17 protein-coding genes are annotated in these 24,808 nt (G+C 39.4%); 4 read left to right on the top strand and 13 right to left on the bottom strand.

What is annotated here, in order from left to right; genetic code table 11:
• Positions 1 to 24: 24 nt before the first annotated feature.
• The 3 genes from ubiA to pgi all read right to left on the bottom strand — a co-directional run bounded on the left by ubiA (position 25) and on the right by pgi (position 3,460).
• Positions 25 to 879 carry a 4-hydroxybenzoate octaprenyltransferase gene (ubiA, locus tag ACLPIE_RS18155; RefSeq protein ID WP_430263096.1) on the bottom strand — a complete coding sequence of 285 codons (855 nt, stop codon included), beginning with the start codon at positions 877 to 879 and terminating at the stop codon, positions 25 to 27.
• Positions 880 to 1,030: 151 nt separating this feature from the next.
• Positions 1,031 to 1,534, bottom strand: coding sequence for a chorismate lyase (ubiC, locus tag ACLPIE_RS18150; protein ID WP_430263095.1), 504 nt, complete (start codon positions 1,532 to 1,534; stop codon positions 1,031 to 1,033).
• Positions 1,535 to 1,813: 279 nt separating this feature from the next.
• Positions 1,814 to 3,460 (bottom strand): glucose-6-phosphate isomerase, encoded by a 1,647-nt coding sequence (gene pgi / locus ACLPIE_RS18145; RefSeq protein ID WP_430263094.1) that lies wholly within the window; start codon positions 3,458 to 3,460, stop codon positions 1,814 to 1,816.
• Between the two features lie 314 nt (positions 3,461 to 3,774).
• Between pgi and lysC the strand changes: the two genes are divergently transcribed.
• The gene (gene lysC / locus ACLPIE_RS18140; RefSeq protein WP_430263093.1) at positions 3,775 to 5,151 is read left to right on the top strand and encodes a lysine-sensitive aspartokinase 3; all 1,377 of its coding nucleotides are present in this window, start codon (positions 3,775 to 3,777) and stop codon (positions 5,149 to 5,151) included.
• Between the two features lie 68 nt (positions 5,152 to 5,219).
• Here lysC and ACLPIE_RS18135 read toward each other — a convergent pair whose 3' ends face one another.
• From ACLPIE_RS18135 to metH, 3 genes are all read right to left on the bottom strand, one after another.
• Positions 5,220 to 6,695: an SEL1-like repeat protein gene (locus ACLPIE_RS18135; RefSeq protein WP_430263092.1), complete on the bottom strand. Its 1,476-nt coding sequence runs from the start codon at positions 6,693 to 6,695 to the stop codon at positions 5,220 to 5,222.
• 166 nt (positions 6,696 to 6,861) lie between these two features.
• Positions 6,862 to 7,452, bottom strand: coding sequence for a hypothetical protein (locus ACLPIE_RS18130; protein ID WP_430263091.1), 591 nt, complete (start codon positions 7,450 to 7,452; stop codon positions 6,862 to 6,864).
• Between the two features lie 70 nt (positions 7,453 to 7,522).
• Positions 7,523 to 11,206 carry a methionine synthase gene (metH, locus tag ACLPIE_RS18125; RefSeq protein ID WP_430263090.1) on the bottom strand — a complete coding sequence of 1,228 codons (3,684 nt, stop codon included), beginning with the start codon at positions 11,204 to 11,206 and terminating at the stop codon, positions 7,523 to 7,525.
• Between the two features lie 200 nt (positions 11,207 to 11,406).
• Here metH and iclR point away from each other — a divergent pair, with 200 nt between their 5' ends.
• Positions 11,407 to 12,237: a glyoxylate bypass operon transcriptional repressor IclR gene (gene iclR / locus ACLPIE_RS18120; RefSeq protein ID WP_430263089.1), complete on the top strand. Its 831-nt coding sequence runs from the start codon at positions 11,407 to 11,409 to the stop codon at positions 12,235 to 12,237.
• Positions 12,238 to 12,328: 91 nt separating this feature from the next.
• Here the strand turns inward: iclR and ACLPIE_RS18115 are convergent, their stop codons facing one another.
• The 3 genes from ACLPIE_RS18115 to ACLPIE_RS18105 form a co-directional block, all read right to left on the bottom strand.
• Positions 12,329 to 13,186 carry an N-acetylmuramoyl-L-alanine amidase gene (locus ACLPIE_RS18115; protein WP_430263088.1) on the bottom strand — a complete coding sequence of 286 codons (858 nt, stop codon included), beginning with the start codon at positions 13,184 to 13,186 and terminating at the stop codon, positions 12,329 to 12,331.
• A gap of 562 nt (positions 13,187 to 13,748) precedes the next feature.
• Positions 13,749 to 14,015, bottom strand: a complete 267-nt coding sequence (locus ACLPIE_RS18110) for a helix-turn-helix domain-containing protein (protein WP_430263087.1) — start codon at positions 14,013 to 14,015, stop codon at positions 13,749 to 13,751.
• Between the two features lie 422 nt (positions 14,016 to 14,437).
• On the bottom strand, positions 14,438 to 15,130 hold the full coding sequence (locus ACLPIE_RS18105; RefSeq protein WP_430263086.1) for an N-acetylmuramoyl-L-alanine amidase-like domain-containing protein: 693 nt from the start codon (positions 15,128 to 15,130) through the stop codon (positions 14,438 to 14,440).
• 412 nt (positions 15,131 to 15,542) lie between these two features.
• Between ACLPIE_RS18105 and edd the strand changes: the two genes are divergently transcribed.
• Together edd and ACLPIE_RS18095 are read left to right on the top strand one after the other, a co-directional pair.
• Positions 15,543 to 17,393 (top strand): phosphogluconate dehydratase, encoded by a 1,851-nt coding sequence (edd, locus tag ACLPIE_RS18100; RefSeq protein ID WP_430263085.1) that lies wholly within the window; start codon positions 15,543 to 15,545, stop codon positions 17,391 to 17,393.
• Positions 17,394 to 17,419: 26 nt separating this feature from the next.
• Entirely contained in the window at positions 17,420 to 18,070 is a 651-nt protein-coding gene (locus tag ACLPIE_RS18095; RefSeq protein WP_430263084.1) for a bifunctional 4-hydroxy-2-oxoglutarate aldolase/2-dehydro-3-deoxy-phosphogluconate aldolase, read from the top strand.
• A 102-nt stretch (positions 18,071 to 18,172) separates the two neighbouring features.
• Here ACLPIE_RS18095 and aceK read toward each other — a convergent pair whose 3' ends face one another.
• From aceK to metA, 4 genes are all read right to left on the bottom strand, one after another.
• Positions 18,173 to 19,930: a bifunctional isocitrate dehydrogenase kinase/phosphatase gene (aceK, locus tag ACLPIE_RS18090; RefSeq protein ID WP_430263083.1), complete on the bottom strand. Its 1,758-nt coding sequence runs from the start codon at positions 19,928 to 19,930 to the stop codon at positions 18,173 to 18,175.
• A gap of 101 nt (positions 19,931 to 20,031) precedes the next feature.
• Complete coding sequence (aceA, locus tag ACLPIE_RS18085) at positions 20,032 to 21,339, bottom strand: isocitrate lyase (protein ID WP_430263082.1); 1,308 nt, start codon at positions 21,337 to 21,339, stop codon at positions 20,032 to 20,034.
• 53 nt (positions 21,340 to 21,392) lie between these two features.
• The gene (aceB, locus tag ACLPIE_RS18080) at positions 21,393 to 22,973 is read right to left on the bottom strand and encodes a malate synthase A (protein WP_430263149.1); all 1,581 of its coding nucleotides are present in this window, start codon (positions 22,971 to 22,973) and stop codon (positions 21,393 to 21,395) included.
• Positions 22,974 to 23,356: 383 nt separating this feature from the next.
• Entirely contained in the window at positions 23,357 to 24,286 is a 930-nt protein-coding gene (gene metA / locus ACLPIE_RS18075; protein WP_430263148.1) for a homoserine O-succinyltransferase MetA, read from the bottom strand.
• Positions 24,287 to 24,808: the final 522 nt, after the last annotated feature.

Here is a 24,808-nt window from a genome sequence, read left to right as displayed (position 1 = left end):
GCTATAACGCATTTCTGTCGCTTATTAGAAATAACTCACCACAATCCCAATAAATAGAATCAAACCAACAAAGTTATTGTTCATAAACGCCTTGAAGCACGGCGCACGTTCACGATTTACCATTAATTGTTGCTGATAGATAAACAGACCTGCAACCAGCACCAAAGAAAAATAATAGAGCTTTCCTAAACCGGCCAATGGGCCAATAGCCACGAGTAGCCCCACCATGATTAGCTGCAACAAACCAATAATGAGCTTGTCATATTGACCAAATAAAATGGCGGTCGATTTCACTCCAATTTTTAAATCATCATTGCGATCAACCATGGCATACTGGGTATCATAAATCACTGACCAAATAATATTGACCAAAAAGAGCAACCAACACACCAAAGGTAAGCTTTCACCCACAGCAGAAAATGACATTGGGATAGACCAGCCAAATGCAGCGCCTAACACTACTTGAGGTAAATGACTGACTCTTTTAACAAATGGATAAATCCATGCTAAAGCCAATGCAGCAATAGACAGCCAAATCGTCATTGAATTGAGTGTTAAAACCAATAAGAAAGAAAGACCAACCAAACCCGCAAACAATATTTTTGCTTCTTTTTCAGTCACATCACCACTTGGAAGTGGGCGATGCTTTGTTCGCTCTACATGACCATCAAAATGACGGTCAGCAAAATCGTTGATCACACATCCTGCGGCACGCATAAAAAACACACCAGCAGTAAATACAATCAATATATGTAGGCTTGGTGTACTTTGAGCTGCAATCCATAGTGCCCAATACGTCGGCCACAGTAGCAACAGTGAACCAATGGGTCTATCAATACGCATTAAACGGCTGTATGCATGCCATTTACTTAGCGTCATACTTCCCTCCACTTTGTCGTGCTCCTTTTCTTGTTCCATCATACTTCAAAATGGGTATATGTTCACACCACCCAATGTTGCAAATCACTGATTTGTATTTGTTGATATAGCGTATTCGCAAGCCACTGATAATTTAAAATATTTAGGATAATTAACGATATGCAGGTGATTCAGGTAAAAATATTTCGGTTAATAACAAAGGTTTATCCGATAGCCTTAATCGCGAACGACGAACCCAGCGATTTGCACAAGAACCAATATGGATGTAATCACGCGTTAAACTATCACGACTAAACAAATAACGGCCTAGAGGCATTCTGCCAATATTCACTAATTGTTGGTCATCATCCGTTAATGTTTCATCAGGAATGATAGTCCTACCCAGTAGCCAAGGAATACCATCCCCATACATGACCACTTCTCTCACCCAATAGCGTCGACTGTTCGGTAAAGATTGCGCTTCTTCCTCACTCAACATTTCTTGCGAGACATAGCGTTCTAAATAAGGTACTACGGTAACCTGTTGGCTATACTGCTCAAAACGTTTTGTCATGGACCCTAGTTCTAACAACCAATCTAACGTATTGGCAGGAACTATTTCATTATCCTCCGCCAGCCACTGAATTGGTTGAGAGGTAAATAGTGTTTCATCCATTACTTGAATTTCCACCATAGATAACATGGTTATGATTTACTGTATTTCTTAGGCGGTAGGATATCACGTTGTTTTACTGCAAGGTAAAAGTTAGCTAACAATTTATATAAAAAGTCACATATTCAACACAAAATGTAAAAAAATAGTGAAAAATTTTTTATTTACTAACAAGTTACAATGATAATAAAATTTATTAACATCGAAATGATTTATTCATATCAGGCAAGGAGGCTATGCTTCTCCTCCCGCCTGATTATTATCATATTGAAATGCTAAGTATTAACGCCATGCTTTATAGCTATTAATTAAACCATTGGTCGAACTGTCGTGGCTGTTCACCGAGTCATTATTTTCTAGCTCAGGCAAAATACGGCTTGCTAATTGCTTACCTAACTCTACGCCCCATTGGTCAAAAGTGAAGATATTCAAAATTGCCCCTTGAGTGAAGATCTTGTGCTCATACATCGCAATCAAAGCCCCCAGTGAATAAGGCGTTATTGATTTCAATAAGATAGAGTTAGTCGGACGGTTTCCTTCAAATACTTTATAAGGTGCCACATACTCCATGTCAGCAACTGTTTTACCTTGTGCCGCAAATTCAGCATCGACAACTTCACGTGTCTTACCAAAGGCTAACGCTTCTGTTTGTGCAAAGAAGTTAGATAAAAGCTTTTCATGGTGATCCCCTAATGGATTATGTGTCGCCACAGGTGCGATGAAGTCACATGGGATCATCTTAGTCCCTTGGTGAATCAACTGGTAAAACGCATGCTGCCCATTCGTACCCGGCTCACCCCAAATAATCGGTCCCGTTTGATAAGAAACAGGCTTTCCATCTCGACCAATATATTTGCCGTTAGACTCCATATTGCCTTGTTGGAAGTATGCTGCAAAGCGATGCATATATTGATCATATGGCAGAATCGCTTCAGTTTCGGATTCAAAAAAATTGTTGTACCAAATGCCAATCAAGCCCAACAATACAGGAATATTTTTTTCGAGTGGTGTTTGGGTGAAATGTTTATCCATTGCATGAGCACCACTCAATAATTGGACAAAATTATCAAAACCCACAGATAAAATAATTGATAAACCGATCGCTGACCATAAAGAATAACGGCCACCAACCCAATCCCAGAATTCAAACATATTATTGGTATCAATACCAAACTTAGCCACTTCTTCACTATTAGTTGATAACGCAACAAAGTGCTTTGCAATATGCTTTTCATCTTTGGCAGAGGCCAGTAACCAATCACGAGCGGAATGTGCATTGGTCATAGTCTCTTGGGTTGTGAAGGTTTTCGACGCGATTAAAAATAGTGTCGTTTCTGGGTTTAGCACTTTCAGTGTTTCAGCTATTTGCGTGCCGTCCACGTTCGAAACAAAATGCATATTTAAGTGGTTTTTATAAGGACGCAAAGCTTCGGTCACCATAAATGGCCCAAGGTCAGAACCGCCAATACCAATGTTAACAACATCGGTTATCGCTTTACCGGTATACCCTTTCCACTCACCACTAATGATGCGCTGGCTAAATTGCTGCATTTTTTCCAGCACCGCATTCACATCCGGCATCACATCTTTGCCATCAACATAAACAGGGGTGTTATCGCGGTTACGCAATGCCGTATGCAAGACCGCACGGTCTTCAGTACGGTTAATTTTTTCACCTTTGAACATGCTATTAATCGCGTTCTCTAACTCAGTTTCTTTCGCGAGTGCTAGCAGGTGTTCTAAGGTTTCTTGTGTTATTCTATTTTTGGAGAAGTCCACTAAGATTTGATTATCGAACGTTGCTGAAAATTTTGTAAAGCGGTCTTTATCCTTTGCAAACAAATCACGCATATGGACATCTTTCATTTGCGCAAAATGTTGCTCTAGCGCCCGCCATGCAGCCGTTTGGCTTGGATTAATACTTCTCATGGATAACACTCTCCAAATAATTTTAAATAGAAATAGATTGTACCTCGTCAAGGAAACGAGACTTATCGGTTTTCTGCGTTATACTGATATTCCCCAATTCTGCCCAATTTTTCCAGACTTAATTAACATTTTCTCTGAAATACTGAAATTCAATATAGCTTGTCCCTTTGATTAATCAGACAAGAGGTATTGAGAAAACCGATAATAAATTACCTATCATTAGAATTACTGATTTACCTCGATTCTTGATTGACGCAATCCTATTAACCCGATAAATCTATATATAAATAGGCTTAACCAAAGGGATTGACTCCATGAATACCACAGCGTCTTTATCAGACAACAACCCGTTTGTTATCGCAAAATTTGGCGGCACTAGTGTCGCCAATTTTGAGGCAATGAACCACAGCGCGAATATCGTTCTTTCCAACCCAAATGTTCGCGTCGTTGTGCTTTCTGCCTCCGCAGGGATCACCAACTTACTGATCGAACTTGCCGAAGGCTGTGATACTGATAAACGCAATGAACTACTGCAAAAAGTTAAGGATATTCAATATGCTATTATTGATAACCTTCAAACAGCTGACGTTATTCGTGAAGAGATCAATCGCTTACTCGATAATATTGCTCATTTGGCAGATTCCGCCTCTTTGGCAACCTCTGATGCATTGACTGATGAAATGGTGAGTCATGGGGAATTGATGTCGACATTGCTATTCGTTGAAGTACTGCGCCAACGCAATACTAACTCACAGTGGTTTGATGTCCGCAAAGTCATGAGAACCAATGAAAATTTTGGTCGTGCTGAACCTGAGTTAGATCAACTAAAAGCTCTGGCTAAGCAGCAGCTTCTACCTCGTTTGGCTGAATCAGTCGTGATCACCCAAGGTTTTATTGGCAGTGACCAAAAAGGCCGAACTACGACACTAGGCCGGGGTGGTAGTGACTATACCGCAGCGCTTTTAGCGGAAGTACTGAATTTATCTCGCGTCGATATCTGGACAGATGTCCCCGGTATTTACACCACTGACCCTCGTGTCGTGCCTAATGCGCAACGTATTGACGAAATTGCTTTTGATGAAGCCGCAGAAATGGCGACTTTTGGGGCGAAAATTTTACACCCAGCCACTCTGCTTCCAGCCGTACGTGCCGGTATCCCGGTATTTGTTGGCTCAAGTAAAGACCCAGCAGCAGGTGGCACCATTGTGAGTGATAAAACGCAAAATCCACCACAATTCAGAGCGCTCGCATTACGCCGTAAGCAAACCTTATTAACACTGCATAGCTTGAAAATGCTACACGCACGAGGTTTCTTAGCGGAGATCTTTACCATTTTGCTGCGCCACAATATCTCTGTGGATTTGATTACCACCTCCGAGGTCAGCGTGGCATTAACCTTAGATACGACAGGCTCAACAGGCACAAACGGAAGCTTACTCACCAACGCTTTGATGACTGAGCTATCTGCACTATGTCGTGTTGAAGTCGAAGAACACTTAGCGTTAGTCGCCATTATTGGTAACCAGCTATCGCAGGTAAATGGATTGGGTAAACAAATTTTTGGCGCTTTAGAATCCTTTAATATTCGCATGATAAGTTATGGCGCAAGCAGCCATAATATTTGCTTGCTCGTTCCAGGTGATGATGCGGAAAAGATAGTGCGTACCCTACACTCAAATCTATTTGAGTGATCAAAACGATCAGTTAAATGCACCATCAAAAAAGGTGATCGCCTTGATCACCCTTTTTATTAAATAAATTACATTTTTCCCTTACTCACACTAGAAACTTTGACATCATCGGTATACTGCAACATCGCACCTTTCACTCCATTATTTTGTTGTAATAATGAAAGGTTACGTTTTGCGGTTTCATTTCCTAATTCTACCGAACGCTCAAACCACATGACCGAACGGAAAATATTTTTTTTACCGCCTTCCCCCCGTGCATACATCACCGCAAGGTTATTTTGCGCATCACTGTTTTTCTTAAATGCCGCCGTTTCGAGGAGCTGCCGTGCTTTTTGATAGTTTTGCTCAACCCCTGTGCCAGTTAAATAGAAAATAGCTAACTGGTTTTTCGCTTCCACACTATCCTTTTGCGCCAATTGCAGCCAACCAACAATTTGTTGAACATCCCTTTCTTTCAACTCACCCGCTAAATATAATTTCGCTAATTTAATTTGTGCAATACTGCTATCGTCTTTAGCTAAATTTCGATACAACTCAACCGCTTTAGCGGGGTCTTTTTTGACGCCACCAAGCCCTTTTTCATAGTACTCAGCAATTTTCATTGCGGCTTCTTGTGACCCATTCTGCGCAGCACGCTCATACCAAGTAAAGGCTTCGGCTGAATCTTTCCCAACACCATCTCCTTGCTCATAGGCGTTAGCAATTGTTAGCTGTGCCGAAAGGTTATTCTGTTGCGCGGCTCTTTTATACCAATACATCGCTTGATAACTATTTTTTTCAATCAATGGGTGTCCTTGCCGGTAAAAATCACCCATATTGACTTGCGCAACCGCTGACCCCATATTGGCAGCTTCGCGATACAAATAAATGGCCGTTTCATCATCAGCCTCTACACCCTCACCATTTTCATACATCACAGCAAGGTTATTAACAGCAGCGGCGATATTATTCGTGGCGCTTCTTTCATACCATTCACGCGCTTTTTGGTAGTCCACCTCACCACCTAGGCCGTCATGATACAATCGCCCCATTGCAAACTGAGCATTGGCATGTTCTTGCTCTGCAGCTTCGGAATACCACGCTTTAGCCTGCATGTAGTTTTGCTCTACACCAACACCGTGCTCATATAAATATCCGAGCGCATACTGGCAATAGGCATCACCTTTTTCTGCCCCTCTGCGATACCAATGCGCTGCTTGTTTATATTTTTTCTGATTTTGTAATAGCATACCGAGATAGTAGTCACCATCAGTATTATTCAAGTCAGAGAGTTTTTTAAACCAACGATAAGCTTCTTTATTATTGACAGCTAAAAAATCAGTTCCCTCCATAAAGGCAAGCCCGACATCGACCATCGCCTCCTGATTGCCCTCATTGGCCAACTTAAGTGTTTCTTTAAATTTATCGGGAACAACAACCCCTGCGTTCTGCGTTTGTAAACTTGCAGGTTTATCTTTGGTGGAAGGTGCGATAACGGAGCTTTCTGCATGCGCATAAGAAAGAGCACTCACATAAAGTATTAACAATAAAGAATGTAAATTCATCACCATGACCTATTAATTGGCGTTATGTTACTAACATATCATTCTGATGAATAATTCATAAGGGAAGAATGCTTAAAAATGCTATGGAAGGAAAATGATAAAAAATTCAGGAGGGGCAAATGATTATTTTACTGCCGCCTTCCTGAACGTTTTTATAAACAGAATATTAATTAACTCGGTAGCCGCCATGTTTACTGGCAAATAAATTAAATTTACCCCATTCAATCAATAACTCAGCTAACTTTTGGTGGCCAATCTTACAAAGTTCAGAAATTTGCGCAATGACAAAATGATTTTCGCCGACCAACTCAGCAGAAAACACTTCAGCAATCAGACCACATTCTTTTGTCGTGACTAACCAGCCATCGTTGGTCGAAAACTTATGAACGGGGACCATTCCTTCTTTGCGACTTTCTTGCGATAACAATTTACTTTCATCACGTTGAGCTTGATGAAAAGCCGCAATTTCTTCTTCAGATGGGAGTGGCTCTACCGCAAACCGTTCCTCTAAATACAAGTAAACCTCTTCCGCTCTTGCCGGTGTTAACTCACTTTTTAACCAAATTTGATTAAAACAGTGTTCATCCAACTGATCTTCGGTATCAAGCTTATCCATGATTTGTAAAATACTCATCATGGCACTCACCGCGTCCTCACTCATCATAAATGTTTCGGGTGCCGCACTGTTTTGGATTTGGTAAGGAAAAACAGCCGAATGCGGTAGTTCATCCTCAATAATAAATTCATAGCTCATCATTGGACCCCTTTAATATTCTTACCTATAAGATGGTGCCGAATGTATGAAAAATCAATACATTGATTTTGCATTAATCCTCTGGGTCATAACCTAAATTGGGAGCCAACCAACGCTCAAGTTCTGTCACCGACATGCCTTTACGCTTTGAGTAATCCTCAATTTGGTCTTTTTGCAATTGCGCCACCGCAAAGTACTTACTCTCTGGATGACTAAAATACCAACCGGAAACTGATGCCCCAGGCCACATAGCATAAGAGCTGGTTAGCTGCATACCGATTTGCTTTTCCACATCTAATAGCTGCCAAATTTTTTCTTTTTCTGTATGTTCAGGGCTAGCCGGATAACCTGGGGCAGGACGAATACCTTGGTAATTTTCACGAATCAGCTCTTCGTTGCTTAAGTTTTCATCCGCGGCATAGCCCCAATACTGCGTACGAACTTGCTGATGTAAATATTCGGCGAATGCCTCTGCAAGTCTATCTGCCAGCGCTTTTACCATAATTTTATTATAGTCATCATGTTGGCTTTCGTACTCTTCCGCCAGCACATCTTCCTCTAACCCCCCCGTTACCGCAAAAGCACCGATATAATCGGGTTTTCCGCTGTCTTTCGGCGCCACAAAATCTGATAGGCAATAATTAGGGAATTCTGTTTTTAACGTTTGTTGACGTAAGTTCAGCCCAATAGCCTGAACATTATCTCGTGACTCATTCGTATAAATTTCAATATCATCACCAACTCGATTCGCAGGGAACAAACCAAAAACACCTTTTGGCGTTAACAGCCCTTTTTGCTCCAGCTTATCTAACATTGTATTAGCATCATTCAACAACTTACGTGCTTCAGAGCCTACCACCTCATCGTCTAAAATTCGTGGGTATTTTCCTGCTAATGACCAAGTCATAAAGAAAGGTGTCCAATCGATATAGTGACGTAGTATGGCAATCGACGCACCAACCTCTTGAACACCAAGGAAATTAGGTACAGGTGGTTGATAATTTTTCCAATCAATATCAACTTTATTCGCACGTGCAACATCAAGGGTGACTGGTGGCGTTTTCGGCCGTCTACGTCCATGCTGCTGGCGTACAGTGTCATATTCACGGCGAGTACGCGCAACAAAATCCTCTTTTTGCGTCTCAGATAATAATGCCGCAACGACCCCAACGGTACGTGAGGCATTTTGTACGTAAGTGGTTGGGCCGCTGTAGTTAGGCTCAATTTTTACTGCGGTGTGCGCTTTCGATGTTGTCGCTCCACCAATCAATAAAGGCAAGGTAAACCCTTGTCTTTCCATTTCTTTTGCAACATGCACCATTTCATCTAGGGATGGCGTGATCAGACCCGATAACCCAATAATATCAACATTTTCTTCACGAGCCGTTTTTAAAATTGTCTCGCATGGCACCATCACGCCTAAGTCGATGATCTCATAGTTATTACACTGTAAAACGACGCCAACAATGTTCTTACCGATGTCATGTACATCACCTTTGACTGTTGCCAATAAAATTTTTCCGGCACTACTACCTGATTGCTTAAGCTCTTGAATATAAGGTTCTAAGTAGGCAACCGCTTGTTTCATTACACGGGCAGACTTAACGACCTGAGGTAAAAACATCTTCCCTTCACCAAACAAGTCTCCGACAACATTCATCCCATTCATCAGAGGGCCTTCAATCACTTCAATTGGGCTCACAGCACGTTGTCGAGTTTCTTCTGTATCTTGAATAATAAATTCAGTGATCCCTTTTACTAGCGCGTATTCAAGGCGTTTTTCGACTTCCCAACTACGCCACTGTGCTTGTTGAACTTGCTGCTCTTCGCCCTCTGAACCGCGGTATTTTTCCGCTAATGCCAATAAACGTTCCGTACTATCATCACGACGGTTGAGCACTACATCCTCAACAGCTTCTTTTAATTCAATAGGTAAATCATCATAAATCGCCAGTTGCCCTGCATTTACAATTCCCATATCCATGCCATTACGAATGGCGTAGTACAGGAAAACAGCATGAATGGCTTCACGAACAGGGTCATTTCCTCTAAATGAGAACGAAACGTTAGAAACACCACCGGAAATCATGGCATGGGGGAGCTGCTGTTTTATATCCTTACAAACTTCAATAAAATCAAGCGCATAATTATTATGTTCTTCAATACCCGTCGCAACAGCAAAAATATTAGGATCAAAAATAATATCTTCAGGCGGAAAGCCGACTTGTTCGGTCAGCACTTGATAGGCTCGTCGGCAAATCTCAATTTTACGTTCGCGGGTATCTGCTTGCCCGACTTCATCGAACGCCATCACGACAACTGCTGCGCCGTATTTACGTAATAACTTGGCGTGTTCGATAAAAATATCAACGCCTTCTTTCATTGAAATGGAGTTAACGATGCCTTTACCTTGGATGCATTTCAGACCCGCTTCAATGACTTCCCATTTAGAGGAATCGATCATAATAGGAACACGGGCAATATCCGGTTCACCCGCAATTAAATTCAAAAAGCGCACCATGGCAGCATGGGAATCTAACATTCCCTCATCCATATTAATATCAATGATTTGTGCACCATTTTCTACTTGCTGTCGTGCAACATCCAAGGCTTCCTGATAGTTTTCTTCTTTAATCAATCGCTTGAACTTAGCAGACCCCGTGACGTTGGTTCTTTCCCCCACGTTAACAAACAACGACTTAACGCCAATATTCAAAGGCTCTAAGCCAGATAAACGACATTCCAAAGATAAATCAGGGAGTTGACGAGGCCTAAGACCTTTTACAGCCTCTGCCATTTTTTTGATATGCAATGGTGTTGTTCCACAACATCCACCCACAATATTCAAAAAGCCAGCCTTTGCCCACTCCTGAATTTGAGCTGCCATATTTTGTGCATCAAGGTCATACTCCCCAAAAGCATTAGGTAAGCCGGCATTGGGGTGTGCACTCACATAACACTCCGCTATTCTAGATAACTCAGCGATATACTGCCGCAACTCATCAGGCCCCAGCGCACAGTTCAAACCAAATGAAAGTGGTTGCGCATGACGCAGTGAATTATAAAATGCTTCCGTTGTTTGTCCTGATAATGTACGGCCAGAAGCGTCGGTGATCGTACCCGAAATCATTATAGGTAATGAAATACCTAAGGCTTCTAACTCGGTTTCAACTGCAAAAATCGCCGCTTTCGCATTCAAAGTATCAAAAATAGTTTCGATCATGATCAGATCAACACCACCTTTGACTAACGATCGTGTCGACTCCCTGTAGGCATCCACTAGTTGATCAAAGGTAATATTTCGATAAGCAGGATCATTAACATCTGGAGAAATTGAGGCGGTACGGTTAGTTGGTCCCAATACACCTGCAACGTAACGCGGCTGTTCTGGCGTTTTACGTGTCCACTCATCAGCGCACTCACGTGCTAACCTTGCAGCCGTCTCATTAATTTCTGCGGAAATTGCTTCCATTTTATAGTCAGCCATCGCAATGGATGTTGAGTTAAATGTATTCGTCTCAACAATATCTGCACCCGCTTCGAAGTATTGACTGTGTATTTCTCGAATAATTTCAGGTTGGGTGAGTACTAATAAATCATTATTGCCTTTTAAATCACAAGGCCAATCAGCAAATCTCTCACCTCTAAATTGGGCTTCCGACAGCTTATGTTGCTGGATCATTGTTCCCATTGCACCATCTAACACCAATATACGTTTTTTTAATTCTTGTTCTAATTGATTCACTTTTTCGGACACTGCACTGCCCTCCTGAAATGGAACATTGAGAAATAAGTCAAATTTTTATGATTAACATCCTATCACAACTTCTAACTCGAAAATTCGCTGTTATGATGAGAGTTTTTCAGGTTACATAAGATCTGATTTTCACTGATCCGATGAGTGTTTTCAGGAGATATGGTTCATAATAGAAACAAATTACAGTCAGGAGAGACTTAATGGCAACGGCACCAATGACTCGAAAGATAAAAAAAGCAAAAGGGCCAGCAAGTGGTGCAACCGCTGCAGGACAAGTTCAATCATTAAGTCGCGGCTTAACATTGTTGGAATATATTTCTGAATCTACAGGTGGTATTGCACTGACCGACCTCGCCTTACAGGCAGGTTTACCCAATTCAACCACCCATCGCCTATTAATGACATTAGAGCAGCATGGCTTTGTACGCCAAACCGGTGATCTAGGCTTGTGGGTCATCGCCTCTCATGCTTTTATTATTGGAAGTAGTTTCTTAGAAAGTCGAAATTTATTAGCGCTCGTTCATCCAATATTACGTCGTTTAATGGATGAATCAGGGGAAACTGTTAATTTAGCCATCCTAGACCATACTGAGTACGATGCTGTTATTGTCGACCAAGTGCAGTGTAATGCCTTAATGAGAATGTCTGCCCCTATTGGTGGTAAACTTCCTTTACATGCATCTGGTGCCGGAAAAGCCTTCATCGCCAACTTGCCTGAAGATAAACTTGTTCCTTTGCTAAGCCGTAAAGGGTTACATGCCTATACCCCATTCACATTAACCAATCCTTCCGCATTAAAAGAAAATTTACAGCAGGCTAAAAAACAAGGTTTTTCTTATGATGATGAAGAGCATGCTTTGGGGTTAAGGTGTATTGGTGCCTGTATTTATGATGAACATCAAGACGCTTTTGCCGCGATCTCGATTTCAGGCCCTTTATCACGCATCACCGATGATCGTATTACAGAACTCGGTGCGATGGTAATAAAAGCTGCAAAAGAAATTAGTCGCGAGTATGGTGCAAACCGCTAAAAAACCTCGATAAAATGCGGGGCAACTTGCCCCACATCAACAATACTATTCTGTGTTAATCCTCTTATTGATTTGTCAGGGAATATTCCAATTATTGTGTTTTCTCAAATGCTTTAAACTTGTTGAGATCTCGATATTTTTCGATTAACGCTAAAGCAATCGCTTCAGTTTCCGCATCCGCTAAGCCTTCAATATCTCTAGGCCGGAAATGTAACTGGAAAGCCCGTAATGTCTTTTTGGTTTGCACATCAAGCTGGCCTGATAATGGGATACCTGAATACCCGTAAAATTTTAATGCTTTTTGGATACGTAATACGCTGGTGGGCTCATTCGCATTTCGTCCTGCAAGAAACTTGGTAACCGTTTTAGGATCAGGCCAAGCACCGATCCCCTGTTGAGAGAGGCGCTGCCATGGAAATGCTTTTCCTGGATCTTGCTTACGTAATGGAGCAATATCACTATGACCAATGATATTCTCAGGGGGGATATTATTACGAAGCATAATATCCTTCAGCAATGGAATAAGTGCAGCAATCTGTGATTCATTAAAAGGTGGCCAGCTTTGATTCCCTTTTTTCTCACCTTGGAACCCTGGATTCACAATCTCTATACCTATAGAAATATCATTCATAGCACTATGGTATAGCCAACGACTCTCCCCCGCATGCCATGCTTTTAATTTTTCAGGAACTAATTGTAAAACAACAGGTTTACCTTGTTTAACGTCTGGTTCGCTTGGGATAAGATAATGAGAACTCACATTACCTTTTGTCAAAATCTTTATCGAATTGGCATCATCGGAAACAGTATAGTGTAGGATAACATACTGGATTCTATCACTTTTATTATTTGAAAGATGACTATTATCAAGATAATAACCATTATTGAGAGAGTGAGAAGAACACCCAACAAGCGAGAATACAAATAATATCCCTATATATTTAAACATCGAATGATAAGCCCTATTCCATTCTTAATGAATGCTTCATTTAAGCATAACACGCTAAATAACACTATCTAAAGTAGATGACTGCGCAATAGGATAACTGCCAATAATGACTTAAATTCAACATAATAGCGCCAAAGTAAAGAACCTTCATTGGTTCATTACTGCTATAAAAGAGCTGTTTAAAAATGGAATAATAGACTACAAACTAACATTAAAGCCTTTTAACGTTATAAATTAAAAGGTCTTTTATTATGTTTTTATTTTCAACAAATGAAAAACAAGTGCTTGCAATTTAGGAAAACTTTCAATTATTGCTATATATTAATTAAAAAAAATCATCTATTTTAATAATAAAGATAAATTTGGTTGATTAAACCCAATTTTATAATCAAGAATAAAATTAACTATACTCTTAACCACTTATCATAAATATAATTTTTAAAATCACGTGAGAAATTGATTAATTATATATTTATAAATTAAAATTCTATATTAAAAATCACTTTTCCAGTTTAACAAACTTTAGAACAAAATAATAATTCACCTTAAAAAATAAAAAAACTCACTTGTTTTTTAATCTATTTTTTTCATATTCGACCTGATTAGCAATAATATTAGTAATTTCATTAATATCTATATCGAGAAAAATAATAATTTCGATTAATTTATCTAAACTTAGTTTATTAACACCCAACTCATAGCGAGATACTTGTTGTTGACTTAAATGAATAGTCGAGCCCAAATCATTTCCTGACAATCCTTTACTTACTCTAGCTTTTCGTAAACAACTCCCTAATAATGCATAAATATTCTTTTTGGCTATATGCATAACCATCTCCTAAATAAGAAAAACATTAGCTAGCATGATTTATTATAAAATTAATGCAGTGCATTTAAAATAGTTATAAGCAATCAAAACCATGCAAATCGATAGGCAAACATGCATTTTTATACAAAAAAAAGAGATGCTAGTATTATTTATTATATAATATATTGATTAATAGATTTTTTTAAATTTATAGAAAATAACACTATATTATTAATTTATATTTATCAAATAGATAATTTAATATCCGTTTACACTTTAAACATCATCATTCATATTTAGTAACCAATAGAGATAATTATATTTTCCCATATTTAATTTAAAGAAACTCATAGAGATTCATGGAAACCTAGATTAGAATGTTTTTTACTCAAATATATAACTTAAAAATTCACTTTATAACCTATTTTATAATATCTAAAAAATTAATAAAATAGTTTAGACCTAAAAACAAGAATTCCTTTTTTCCCTTTTAAATAATCCAATAGGTCACTATCACTGACTTTTAAATTTCCACGCAGCGAAGAGGCATTTCGAAATATTATTTGATTTCCCTTACGAATAACTATTCCAACATGGCTAACATCAAGCCCAATTTCCTCTGAATAAACACCAATATAATCACCCGAATTTAACCTGTTTAACACTTCTTTATCTAAATATTTAGTTGGAATGTAGCGTATTTCCCTTTTTTTTATAGGATAATTAGATATATATTTCATTCCATTGTTTTTTAAATTAAGTTGTTTATTTACCTTAACTGAATGAGAACTAATGGTGTCAGTGATATCCTCAGCGATGGCGTCAGCACCTTGCGCCCAGTCAGAAAAAAAATGGCGACGGGTATTAAATGTAATATCCTGATTAATATAACGAATACTCGTTAAATTCACTCTAAACTGCTCATCGCTTTTAGACCGTTTGAATGCTTCGGTATACTCAATAAACGTCATACAATCCATCGCTTTCAAATTAATGACTAATTTCTCTGCTGATGATGAACTCATGTTCAATGTTTGTTTATTGTACGGTGTGTTTAAAAAGCTTTGAGTCAGAACATCTATTCTTTCAGCGGATGTCCCTTTCGTTTTGTTTTGCTTCTCTAATACTTTTTCCATGATGTCATACGACCCTGATGAAAAAATAACATCTGCGAGAACAAAATTAGGGCATATAAGCACCTGCATGAAAACAACTAGCCTTAACATATAATCGCCCTTTGCATTTGAGCCCCTATAAAAATTATGAGCTCTCAGTAAGCTTTATTTCGCTGATAACTTTATCAATTTCATCACTATAGCATGAGTTTTTGTCTATTTCCTGTCCTATTCGGACCGTTATCAACCTTGATGCAGATCACAGATAGGGTCAAATATTCATTTTGAATATTGCAACAATTACATTTTCATTGAACAATGTTACCGGTAACATCGGTGTCTTGATATGAATTGAAAATATAAATAACGATAGATATACCCCCAATGACTTGCAGGTTGATGCCATATTTATCTGCACTGTGGAGCAATTATCATGAGTATGAACACCTCGGAAGCGACCCAATTCCCAGCGGTTAATGAAAAACTTGAACACATTACTCAACGTATCATTTCTCGTTCAAACAAAACTCGAACTGCTTACTTAGCTAAAATTGAGCAAGCTCGCAGCGCAACTGTCCATAGGGCATCATTGGCTTGCGGAAACCTTGCTCATGGCTTTGCAGCCTGTCAAAATGAAGAAAAACAAATTCTTAAAAGCATGACGCGTTCTGACATTGCAATAATTAACTCCTACAATGACATGCTTTCAGCTCATCGTCCTTACGATAAATATCCTGAACAATTAAAAAAAGCACTTCTAGAATCTGGTTCAATTGGTCAAGTAGCTGCTGGCGTACCTGCAATGTGCGATGGAGTGACTCAAGGACAAGATGGCATGGAATTATCCATGCTAAGTCGGGATGTTATCGCTATGTCCACTGCGGTTGGTTTGTCTCATAACATGTTTGATGGCGCGCTGTATTTAGGTATTTGCGATAAAATCGTGCCTGGGCTAATGCTCGGTGCTCTATCGTTTGGGCACTTACCTGCTATTTTTGTTCCCGCAGGCCCAATGACAACAGGTTTACCTAATAAAGAAAAAGTCCGTATTCGTCAATTGTATGCAGAAGGTAAAGTCGATAGGCTAGCTTTATTGGAAGCTGAGGCCGCTTCTTATCACGGGATCGGCACTTGTACTTTCTATGGTACAGCGAATTCGAATCAAATGGTGATGGAAGTCATGGGGCTGCATTTACCCGGTGCCTCCTTCGTCCCCCCAGATACGCCCTTACGTGATGCGCTAACAGAGGCAGCAGCACGACAAATCACTCGTTTAACCGAACAGTCAGGCCACTATTTACCGATTGGTCACCTTATAAATGAAAAAGTCATTGTCAATGGTATCGTAGCATTACTGGCTACTGGTGGCTCGACCAACCTAACAATGCATCTCGTTGCTATCGCCAAAGCCGCTGGGATTATCATTAATTGGGATGATTTCTCTGATCTTTCAGCCATCGTTCCTCTCATTTGCCGTATTTACCCTAATGGTCAGGCGGATATCAACCAATTTCAAGCTGCGGGTGGGGTTGCATTACTCATCCGCCAGCTATTACAACAAGGCTTACTCCATCATGATGTTCAAACTGTCGCGGGCTTTGGTTTAACGCAATACACCTTAGAGCCTTGGCTTAATAATGGGCAACTTGAATGGAGAGAAGGGCCAAAACACTCATTTAATCCTGACGTTATTGCTGAAATTGGCAAACCTTTTTCGCCACATGGTGGCACAAAACTACTTTCTGGTAATTTAGGCCGTGCGATGATGAAAACCTCTGCGGTTCCAGAAGAAAACCAAATTATTGAAGCTCCTGCAGTCGTATTTAACAATCAAAATGATATCGCAGAACGCTTTGCCTCTGGAGAACTAAATCGCGATTGTATCATTGTCGTTCGCTTCCAAGGTCCATCAGCTAATGGAATGCCAGAACTTCATAAACTAATGCCACCACTCGGTGTCCTGATGGATAAAGGCTACAAGGTTGCTTTAGTCACTGACGGACGCTTATCCGGTGCATCCGGTAAAGTTCCCTCTGCTATTCACGTCACTCCTGAAGCTTACAATGGTGGATTATTAGCAAAAGTAGAAGATGGCGATATTATTAGGGTAAATGCATTCACAGGAGAATTGCAATTACTTGTCGATGACCAAGAGCTTAATACACGTCAGCCATTCACATTAGACTTATCATCACAACACAGTGGCTGTGGCAGAGAGCTTTTCGGCGCATTAAGAAGAAACCTATCAGGTGCTGAAGAAGGTGCTTGTAGCATTGATTTTTAATCTATTTAATAAAATAGGAATAAAAAATGAACAATTGGAAAATAACCGCTGAAAGCGTGCTTAAACAAGGCCCTGTCATTCCTGTTATTGTCATTAAAAAGTTAGAACATGCTGTTCCTCTTGCAAAAGCTTTAGTAAAAGGTGGGATCAAGGTTTTAGAAGTCACACTTCGTACTGAATGCGCTATTGAAGCCATACGCTTAATTGCCAAAGAAGTGCCTGAAGCAATTGTAGGGGCAGGCACTGTCATTAATGCAAAGCAACTTACTGATGTCACGGAAGCAGGAGCTCAGTTCGCAATTAGTCCGGGCTTAACTGATGAGTTACTCAGTGCCGCTACCAAAGGAGATATTCCACTGATCCCCGGTATTGCAACTGTTTCAGAGTTAATGCTGGGTATGAGTTATGGACTAAAAGAATTTAAATTTTTCCCAGCAGAAGCCAATGGTGGCGTTAAGGCTTTGAAAGCTATCGCAGGGCCTTTTTCACAAGTGAAATTCTGCCCAACAGGAGGAATTTCCCTAACTAACTATCTTAACTATTTAGAATTAGATAGTGTGTTATGTATCGGTGGCTCTTGGTTAGTGCCTGAAGATGCCTTAACTTCAGGAAATTATGAGCGAATTACTCAACTAGCCCAAGAAGCTCTTCAGGGTTTGACCTCCACCCAGCCCTAAAGTGAAGTACGGGGTTTTATGATACATCTGACAAGCGACTTGGTATTCGGCTGAGTCGCTTAATTAACTCATTATTTTTATTATAAAATAATTATATCCATCTTATTCATTAGAAAGCAAACAACCGTTCATTGATTCAGTAAACTGATTGCAAAAACGTTTTCCCTCACGATAAGCATAAACATCTTCAACATGCCCACTTAAAATTCTATTTTGCAATTGTTGCCAATAATCCGCTGAAAATAAATCACCATGATATTGCTGTAAATAGGTGCTAATTTTTGCATCTTGGCAAATAAAAGCGGCAAACTCTTCAGGAAAAACGTCCTGCTCACCAATGCTATACCACGGCTCTCCTGAAAGCTCCTGTTCAGGATATAGCGCCTCGGGGATCTTCCGAAAATTCACTTCTGTCATATAACAAATTTCATCATAATCATAAAAAATGACCCGTCCATGACGAGTGACACCAAAGTTTTTAAATAACATATCGCCAGGAAAAATATTGGCCGCTGCTAATTGTTTGATAGCCAACCCATACTCATTAAGAGCATTCTCGAGTTGCACTTCGTTTGCATTATCCATATAGATATTTAAAGGAACCATTTTCCTTTCCATATACAAATGGCGGATTAAGATTTGTTGTCCCAGATCTTCTATCAATGAGGGGGCTTCACTTAATAGCTCGGCCATTAATTCATCACTAATGGCACTTTTATCTATGACAAAGTTTTCAAACTCTTGCGTATCTGCCATTCGGCCAACTCGGTCATGCTCCTTAACGAGACGATAACACGCCTGAACTCTCTCTCTCGTCACATTCTTTTGAGGGGCGAACTTATCTTTAATGACTTTAAAAACACGATCAAAAGATGGCGCTGTAAAAACTAACATAACCATTCCTTTCACTCCAGGAGCGACCGTAAACTGCTCTCGGGTAAAATTCATGTACGCAAGATATTCTCGGTAATATTCTGTTTTTCCATGTTTCTGGCAACCAATAGCCATGTACAGTTCAGCAATAGACTTGCTAGGTAGAATCTCCCGTAACCAAAATACCAAAGCCGCTGGAAAAGGGGCATAAACCATGAAATAGGAACGAGCAAAACCAAATACAATACTGGCTTCATCAAATTCAGTTAAGCATGTATCAATATAGATGGCTTGGCTGTCATCATGATGAATAGGTAGCAAAAATGGATAGACCTCATCATTAATATAAATTTTACCAATTAACCAAGCCGCTTTATTACGATAAAATAATTCATTTGCAATATGAAAGCAGACATTTTGTTTTTCAATTTCAGGAAAACGTTGCTGCAATGTGCTGATGATACATTGGATATCAAAATCTAAATGACGCCATTTCAGCCTTAGAGGGAGACCCGTTAGGATTGTAAATAGTAAGCTGTTTAGATTGTTATTCACACAATATTCACGTGAAAGCGGCCGTGGAGAAACTGTAAAGCGCCTAGCTGGCTGAGACGTAAAAATAAATAAATTATCTTGTGTAAGATCTCTATGCTGAAATAACCGGCAATAAACGGAATTAAAAAAACTTTCCGCTATTTCAAATCGAGGGTAATCTGGCAATAACATTTTGTAGGTATTTTTAATTTGCGACAGTTTGTTAGGTGTTAAAGACTGCACCAGTCCCATACATTGTAATTGAGCAACGACCAATCCAACGTGGTGGTCATATAGCTGAATTCTTCGCTTCATAGCATGTTGTATCCCATGCCAATTCGCTTGTTCAAACCTTTCCTGTGCCCCCGAAGTAATCTCAAGAAAACGCCCATACTGAGCATCAAATCCTTGTAAAATAGTTTGGGCTATTATCTGTTCGGTCGTAAGTATCATGTTTGCCCCTAATGAAATTAAAAAACAGGCACTAAAGCGTGCCTGAAAAATTAACAGATACACCTAATCAACAGAGACACCGATTAAAGGAAAATATTCGACTAAAATTGTTCTTCTTCAGTAGAACCCGTTAAGGCTGTCACTGATGAAGTACCACCTTGAATGACTGTTGTTACTTTATCAAAATAGCCAGTACCCACTTCCTGCTGATGTGACGAGAATGTATAACCTTTATTCATTGCCGCAAATTCACATTCCTGAACTTTTTCGACATAATGTTTCATTCCCTCGCCTTGTGCATAAGCATGAGCTAAATCAAACATGTTAAACCACATACTGTGAATGCCTGCCAATGTAATGAATTGGAAACGGTACCCCATTGCAGATAACTCATCTTGGAAACGCGCAATCGTGCTGTCATCTAAGTTTTTCTTCCAGTTAAATGACGGAGAACAGTTATACGCTAAAAGTTTCCCTGGGTATTTAGCGTGGATAGCTTCTGCAAACTGGCGAGCTGCCTCTAAATCAGGTTTTGATGTTTCACACCAAACCAAGTCCGCATATGGCGCATACGCCAAGCCTCGGCTGATTGCTTGCTCAATACCCGCTTTAGTTCGGAAAAAACCTTCAGATGTGCGTTCACCTGTCACGAATTCACAATCATAGGGATCACAGTCAGATGTTAAAAGATCTGCGGCATCAGCGTCAGTTCTTGCAATTAAGATCGTAGGTACGCCTGATACGTCCGCAGCTAAACGTGCGGCAACTAATTTTTGAATAGCTTCTTGTGTAGGAACAAGTACTTTTCCTCCCATATGACCACATTTCTTAACAGCTGCAAGTTGATCTTCAAAATGCACGGCGGCGGCCCCCGCTTCTATCATATTTTTCATGAGCTCAAAAGCATTCAACACCCCACCAAACCCCGCTTCCGCATCTGCAATAATGGGTAAGAAGAAATCGATATACTCTTTGTTATCCGGCCCAATACCATTTGCCCACTGAATTTGGTCTGCACGACGAAATGTGTTATTGATTTTTTGAACAACGGAAGGAACCGAGTCAACAGGATAAAGTGACTGATCTGGGTACATACTAGAGGCTGTATTTGCATCTGCGGCCACCTGCCAACCAGAAAGATAAATAGCCTCTATCCCAGCCTTGGCTTGCTGCAATGCCTGCCCCCCCGTTAGTGCACCTAATGCATTAACGTAACCCTTTTTAGATTTACCATGCAATTGCTCCCAAAAACGCTCAGCTCCTTTGCGTGCTAAGGTATGCTCGGGGTTAACAGAACCTCTGAGCTTTATCACTTCTTCCGCAGAATATGGCCGTGAAATACCTTTCCAACGAGGCTTCTTCCATTCATTTTCTAATTGGGCAATTTGGTCTAAGCGTGACGTAGTCATAATTATTTCCTTTATAAGAATATGTAGGGTTATCGAACTTATGCTCTTTATTGCTAGTCTAATAATTGGTAACCAGGGATAGTGAGGAACTCAATAAGCTCATCCTGCGTTGTGATCTTTCTCATTAACTCCGCAGCATCACGGAAACGACCACTTTGAAAACGTTTATCACCAAGCTCTTTTTGAATCACTTGTAATTCTTCATCTAACATTTCCTCAAAAAGTGATTTAGTCACTTTTTCACCATTTGATAGTGACTTACCATGCCTAATCCATTGCCATATAGATGTTCTTGAAATTTCTGCGGTTGCAGCATCTTCCATCAAACCATAGATAGGTACACACCCATTACCTGAGATCCATGCTTCAATATATTGAACGGCGACACGAATATTGGCTCTCATACCAGCCTCAGTTCTTTCTCCTGAGCACGGCTTCAACAACTGTTCAGCTGTGATTACTTCATCTGAACTACGAGAAACATGTAGTTGATTAGCATTCTCCCCAAGCACTTCATCAAAGACGCACATTACTGTATCGGCAAGTCCCGGATGAGCAACCCACGAGCCGTCATGTCCATTTTTTGCTTCAAGTTCTTTATCTGCTCGTACTTTAGCTAATATGGCTTGGTTTTCTTTTTCATCTTTACTGGGGATAAATGCAGACATTCCCCCCATAGCAAACGCACCTCGACGATGACAAGTTTTAATAAGTAAACGAGAATATGCGCTCAGAAACTCTTGGGTCATCGTGACCACTTGGCGATCGGGAAGAACACGATCTGAATGCTCTTTTAGCGTTTTGATATAGCTAAATATGTAATCCCAACGACCACAATTTAAGCCAACAATGTGGTGACGCATGTGATACAAGATCTCGTCCATTTGGAACACCGCAGGTAAGGTTTCAATCAAGACGGTTGCCTTAATTGTCCCTCGAGGAATACCAACTCTATCTTCTGCCGCACTAAATACATCACTCCACCACTTCGCTTCCTGCCAAGATTCTAATTTAGGGATGTAAAAGTAAGGTCCACTCCCTTTTTTTATGAGTGCTTGGTAGTTATTAAAAAAGTAGAGAGCAAAATCGAATAATCCCCCAGGGATCGGTGTATTACCTAAAAGAACGTGCTTTTCATCAAGATGCAGCCCTCGAACACGAGCAATTAAAACAGCGGGATCAGATTTAAGCTGATATACCTTTCCATTTTCATTTGTGTAAGAAATATCACCATTAATTGCATCACTTAAATTGATTTGGCCATCAATCAGCTTTTCCCATGATGGAGAAAGAGAATCTTCAAAATCGGCCATAAAAACTTTAACATTTGAATTCAATGCATTAATGACCATTTTTCTTTCAACGGGTCCCGTTATTTCTACACGACGGTCGAGTAAATCTTCTGGTATATTTTGTATTTTCCAATCTGATTTTTTAATGGAATCAAATTCCGAAATAAAATCAGGAAGTGCTCCCGAATCAATTTCGTTCTGCCTTTTAGCTCTTTCTTCTAGTAAATTTTTTCTACGAGGTAAAAAAGCCTCAACCAGACTTGAAATAAACTCAATAGAATCATTATGTAAGACTCTAATATCTTGTTGAGATATTTTCTTTGTAAATATTAATTTTGACATTAGTAATTGATTTTCCATTGACCATTCCTTATTCATATCTGGTAATGAATTAAGCTTAAGATCAAAATAAAAATATATCAAAAACGATTTCCATTTTATTTAAAATTCAACTTATCCTCATGATAAATAATACTTTTATTGTTTTATTATTTTGAAAACTCATTCTTTTAAAAATCAAAATAACGTGTTAACCATTTGTTAAATAAAAGAAATGTAGAAATTACTCATTTAAAAATAGTTTGTCTGAAAAACAAAAAAAGCAGCCTTTAATGGCTGCTTTAATTCTAAATATTAAAAAATAACTAAAATATAATGCCTATAAAATAGAAAATTGCATTTATATAGAATGGATTAAACAACAATGGTAATACAAAAATTTTTATTTAATCTAATGTAGGCTCCATGTGGCTAAGATCAAATGGTGTGATCTGGTACACATAATAATTAAGCCAATTAGAGAAAAGTAAATGACCATGACTACGCCAACTGATCACTGGAGCATTGTTAGGATCATTATTTTTGAAATAATTACAAGGGATCTCTGGTGAAATGCCAGCATCAAAATCACGCCAGTATTCCTCAGCTAAGGTATCCCTATCATACTCAGGATGACCCGTAACAAAAGCAAGTCGCTTATCTTTTGAGGCAAATAAGTAAGCACCCGCTTCTTCTGAACTTGCTAATATTTCCAAATCCGTATACTGACGAATAAGGTCTTCTGGAAAATCTGCATACCTTGAATGAGGGGCATAAAACGAAGCATCAAAACCTCTAGTTAACAAAGAAAAAGGCTCTAATGTATCATGCTGATAGACCCCCGAAAGCTTTTCTTCACGTGTCCATTTTGGCAAATCGTAAAGCACTTTCAACGCGGCTTGGACAGCCCAACACACGAAAAGTGTTGAAGTCACATGACTTTTTGCCCATACAATAACTTTTTCAATCTGCTCCCAATAACATACATCGGTAAATTCAACTAGCCCAAGTGGGGCACCAGTTACAATTAATCCATCAAAATTTTGATCTTTAATATCTTCAAAATCACAATAAAAATTGTTCAGATGCTCAGCAGGAGTATTTTTAGACTCTCTCTGATCGATACGCAGCAATTGGATATCAACTTGTAATGGCGTATTTGATAGCAGTCTAAGAAACTGATTTTCAGTTTCTATTTTTTTAGGCATCAAGTTCAGAATCAGTACTTTTAAGGGACGGATTTCCTGAAGACTAGCTCTTGTCGTTGTCATGACAAAAACATTTTCTTCACGTAAAAAATTAACAGCGGGTAACTCATCTGGTAAACGAATTGGCATCATTCATCCCCTTTTATATACATATACACGTTTAGACTTCTAGAATGCCAAACAATCTAACTAATGCTGCTTACCTTGTCGAGTTTTTCAATGCTAATTGAATTAATTTCACATTTATCGGTGCATAAATAGTTTTTCCATTAGTACACTGAGATTTTAATCTATTGATTTTATGAATAAATACCCTTATCAGATATTTTTATTATTTAATAGACGGAATCATGACCACTTACCTGTATTTGCTCTTTTTATAAATGACAAAAAAATGCGTATATAAAACGTTGGAATCGAACAATGAGGTATGACTGATTAGCGCCATTATTTTTACGGTGACATTCAGAAATTACAAGATAGAACAACACCATGGTCAAAAAAGTCGTAAAGTCGAGTGCCTCATCATTTCCCCAAACGCAAAAAAGCCACCCAATGGGTGGCTTCTTCACTAATTTAATGTCTGGCAGTTCCCTACTCTCACATGGGGAGACCCCACACTACCATCGGCGCTACGGCGTTTCACTGCTG

Origin of the sequence: Providencia sp. Me31A, assembly GCF_050487165.1 — a bacterium.
Taxonomy (GTDB): domain Bacteria; phylum Pseudomonadota; class Gammaproteobacteria; order Enterobacterales; family Enterobacteriaceae; genus Providencia.
Note: the sequence above shows the minus strand (reverse complement) of the source record. Positions and strands in the feature narration are given on the sequence as shown.

Coding starts and splice junctions, on each gene's coding strand:
- metA (WP_430263148.1), bottom strand. CDS start 24,286: ATGCCAATTCGTTTACCAGATGAGTTACCCGCTGTTAATTTTTTACGT.
- ubiC (WP_430263095.1), bottom strand. CDS start 1,534: ATGGATGAAACACTATTTACCTCTCAACCAATTCAGTGGCTGGCGGAG.
- edd (WP_430263085.1), top strand. CDS start 15,543: ATGAGTATGAACACCTCGGAAGCGACCCAATTCCCAGCGGTTAATGAA.
- lysC (WP_430263093.1), top strand. CDS start 3,775: ATGAATACCACAGCGTCTTTATCAGACAACAACCCGTTTGTTATCGCA.
- ACLPIE_RS18095 (WP_430263084.1), top strand. CDS start 17,420: ATGAACAATTGGAAAATAACCGCTGAAAGCGTGCTTAAACAAGGCCCT.
- ACLPIE_RS18130 (WP_430263091.1), bottom strand. CDS start 7,452: ATGATGAGCTATGAATTTATTATTGAGGATGAACTACCGCATTCGGCT.
- ACLPIE_RS18115 (WP_430263088.1), bottom strand. CDS start 13,186: ATGTTTAAATATATAGGGATATTATTTGTATTCTCGCTTGTTGGGTGT.
- ACLPIE_RS18110 (WP_430263087.1), bottom strand. CDS start 14,015: ATGCATATAGCCAAAAAGAATATTTATGCATTATTAGGGAGTTGTTTA.
- iclR (WP_430263089.1), top strand. CDS start 11,407: ATGGCAACGGCACCAATGACTCGAAAGATAAAAAAAGCAAAAGGGCCA.
- aceB (WP_430263149.1), bottom strand. CDS start 22,973: ATGTCAAAATTAATATTTACAAAGAAAATATCTCAACAAGATATTAGA.
- ubiA (WP_430263096.1), bottom strand. CDS start 879: ATGACGCTAAGTAAATGGCATGCATACAGCCGTTTAATGCGTATTGAT.
- ACLPIE_RS18105 (WP_430263086.1), bottom strand. CDS start 15,130: ATGGAAAAAGTATTAGAGAAGCAAAACAAAACGAAAGGGACATCCGCT.
- aceK (WP_430263083.1), bottom strand. CDS start 19,930: ATGATACTTACGACCGAACAGATAATAGCCCAAACTATTTTACAAGGA.
- ACLPIE_RS18135 (WP_430263092.1), bottom strand. CDS start 6,695: ATGAATTTACATTCTTTATTGTTAATACTTTATGTGAGTGCTCTTTCT.
- pgi (WP_430263094.1), bottom strand. CDS start 3,460: ATGAGAAGTATTAATCCAAGCCAAACGGCTGCATGGCGGGCGCTAGAG.
- aceA (WP_430263082.1), bottom strand. CDS start 21,339: ATGACTACGTCACGCTTAGACCAAATTGCCCAATTAGAAAATGAATGG.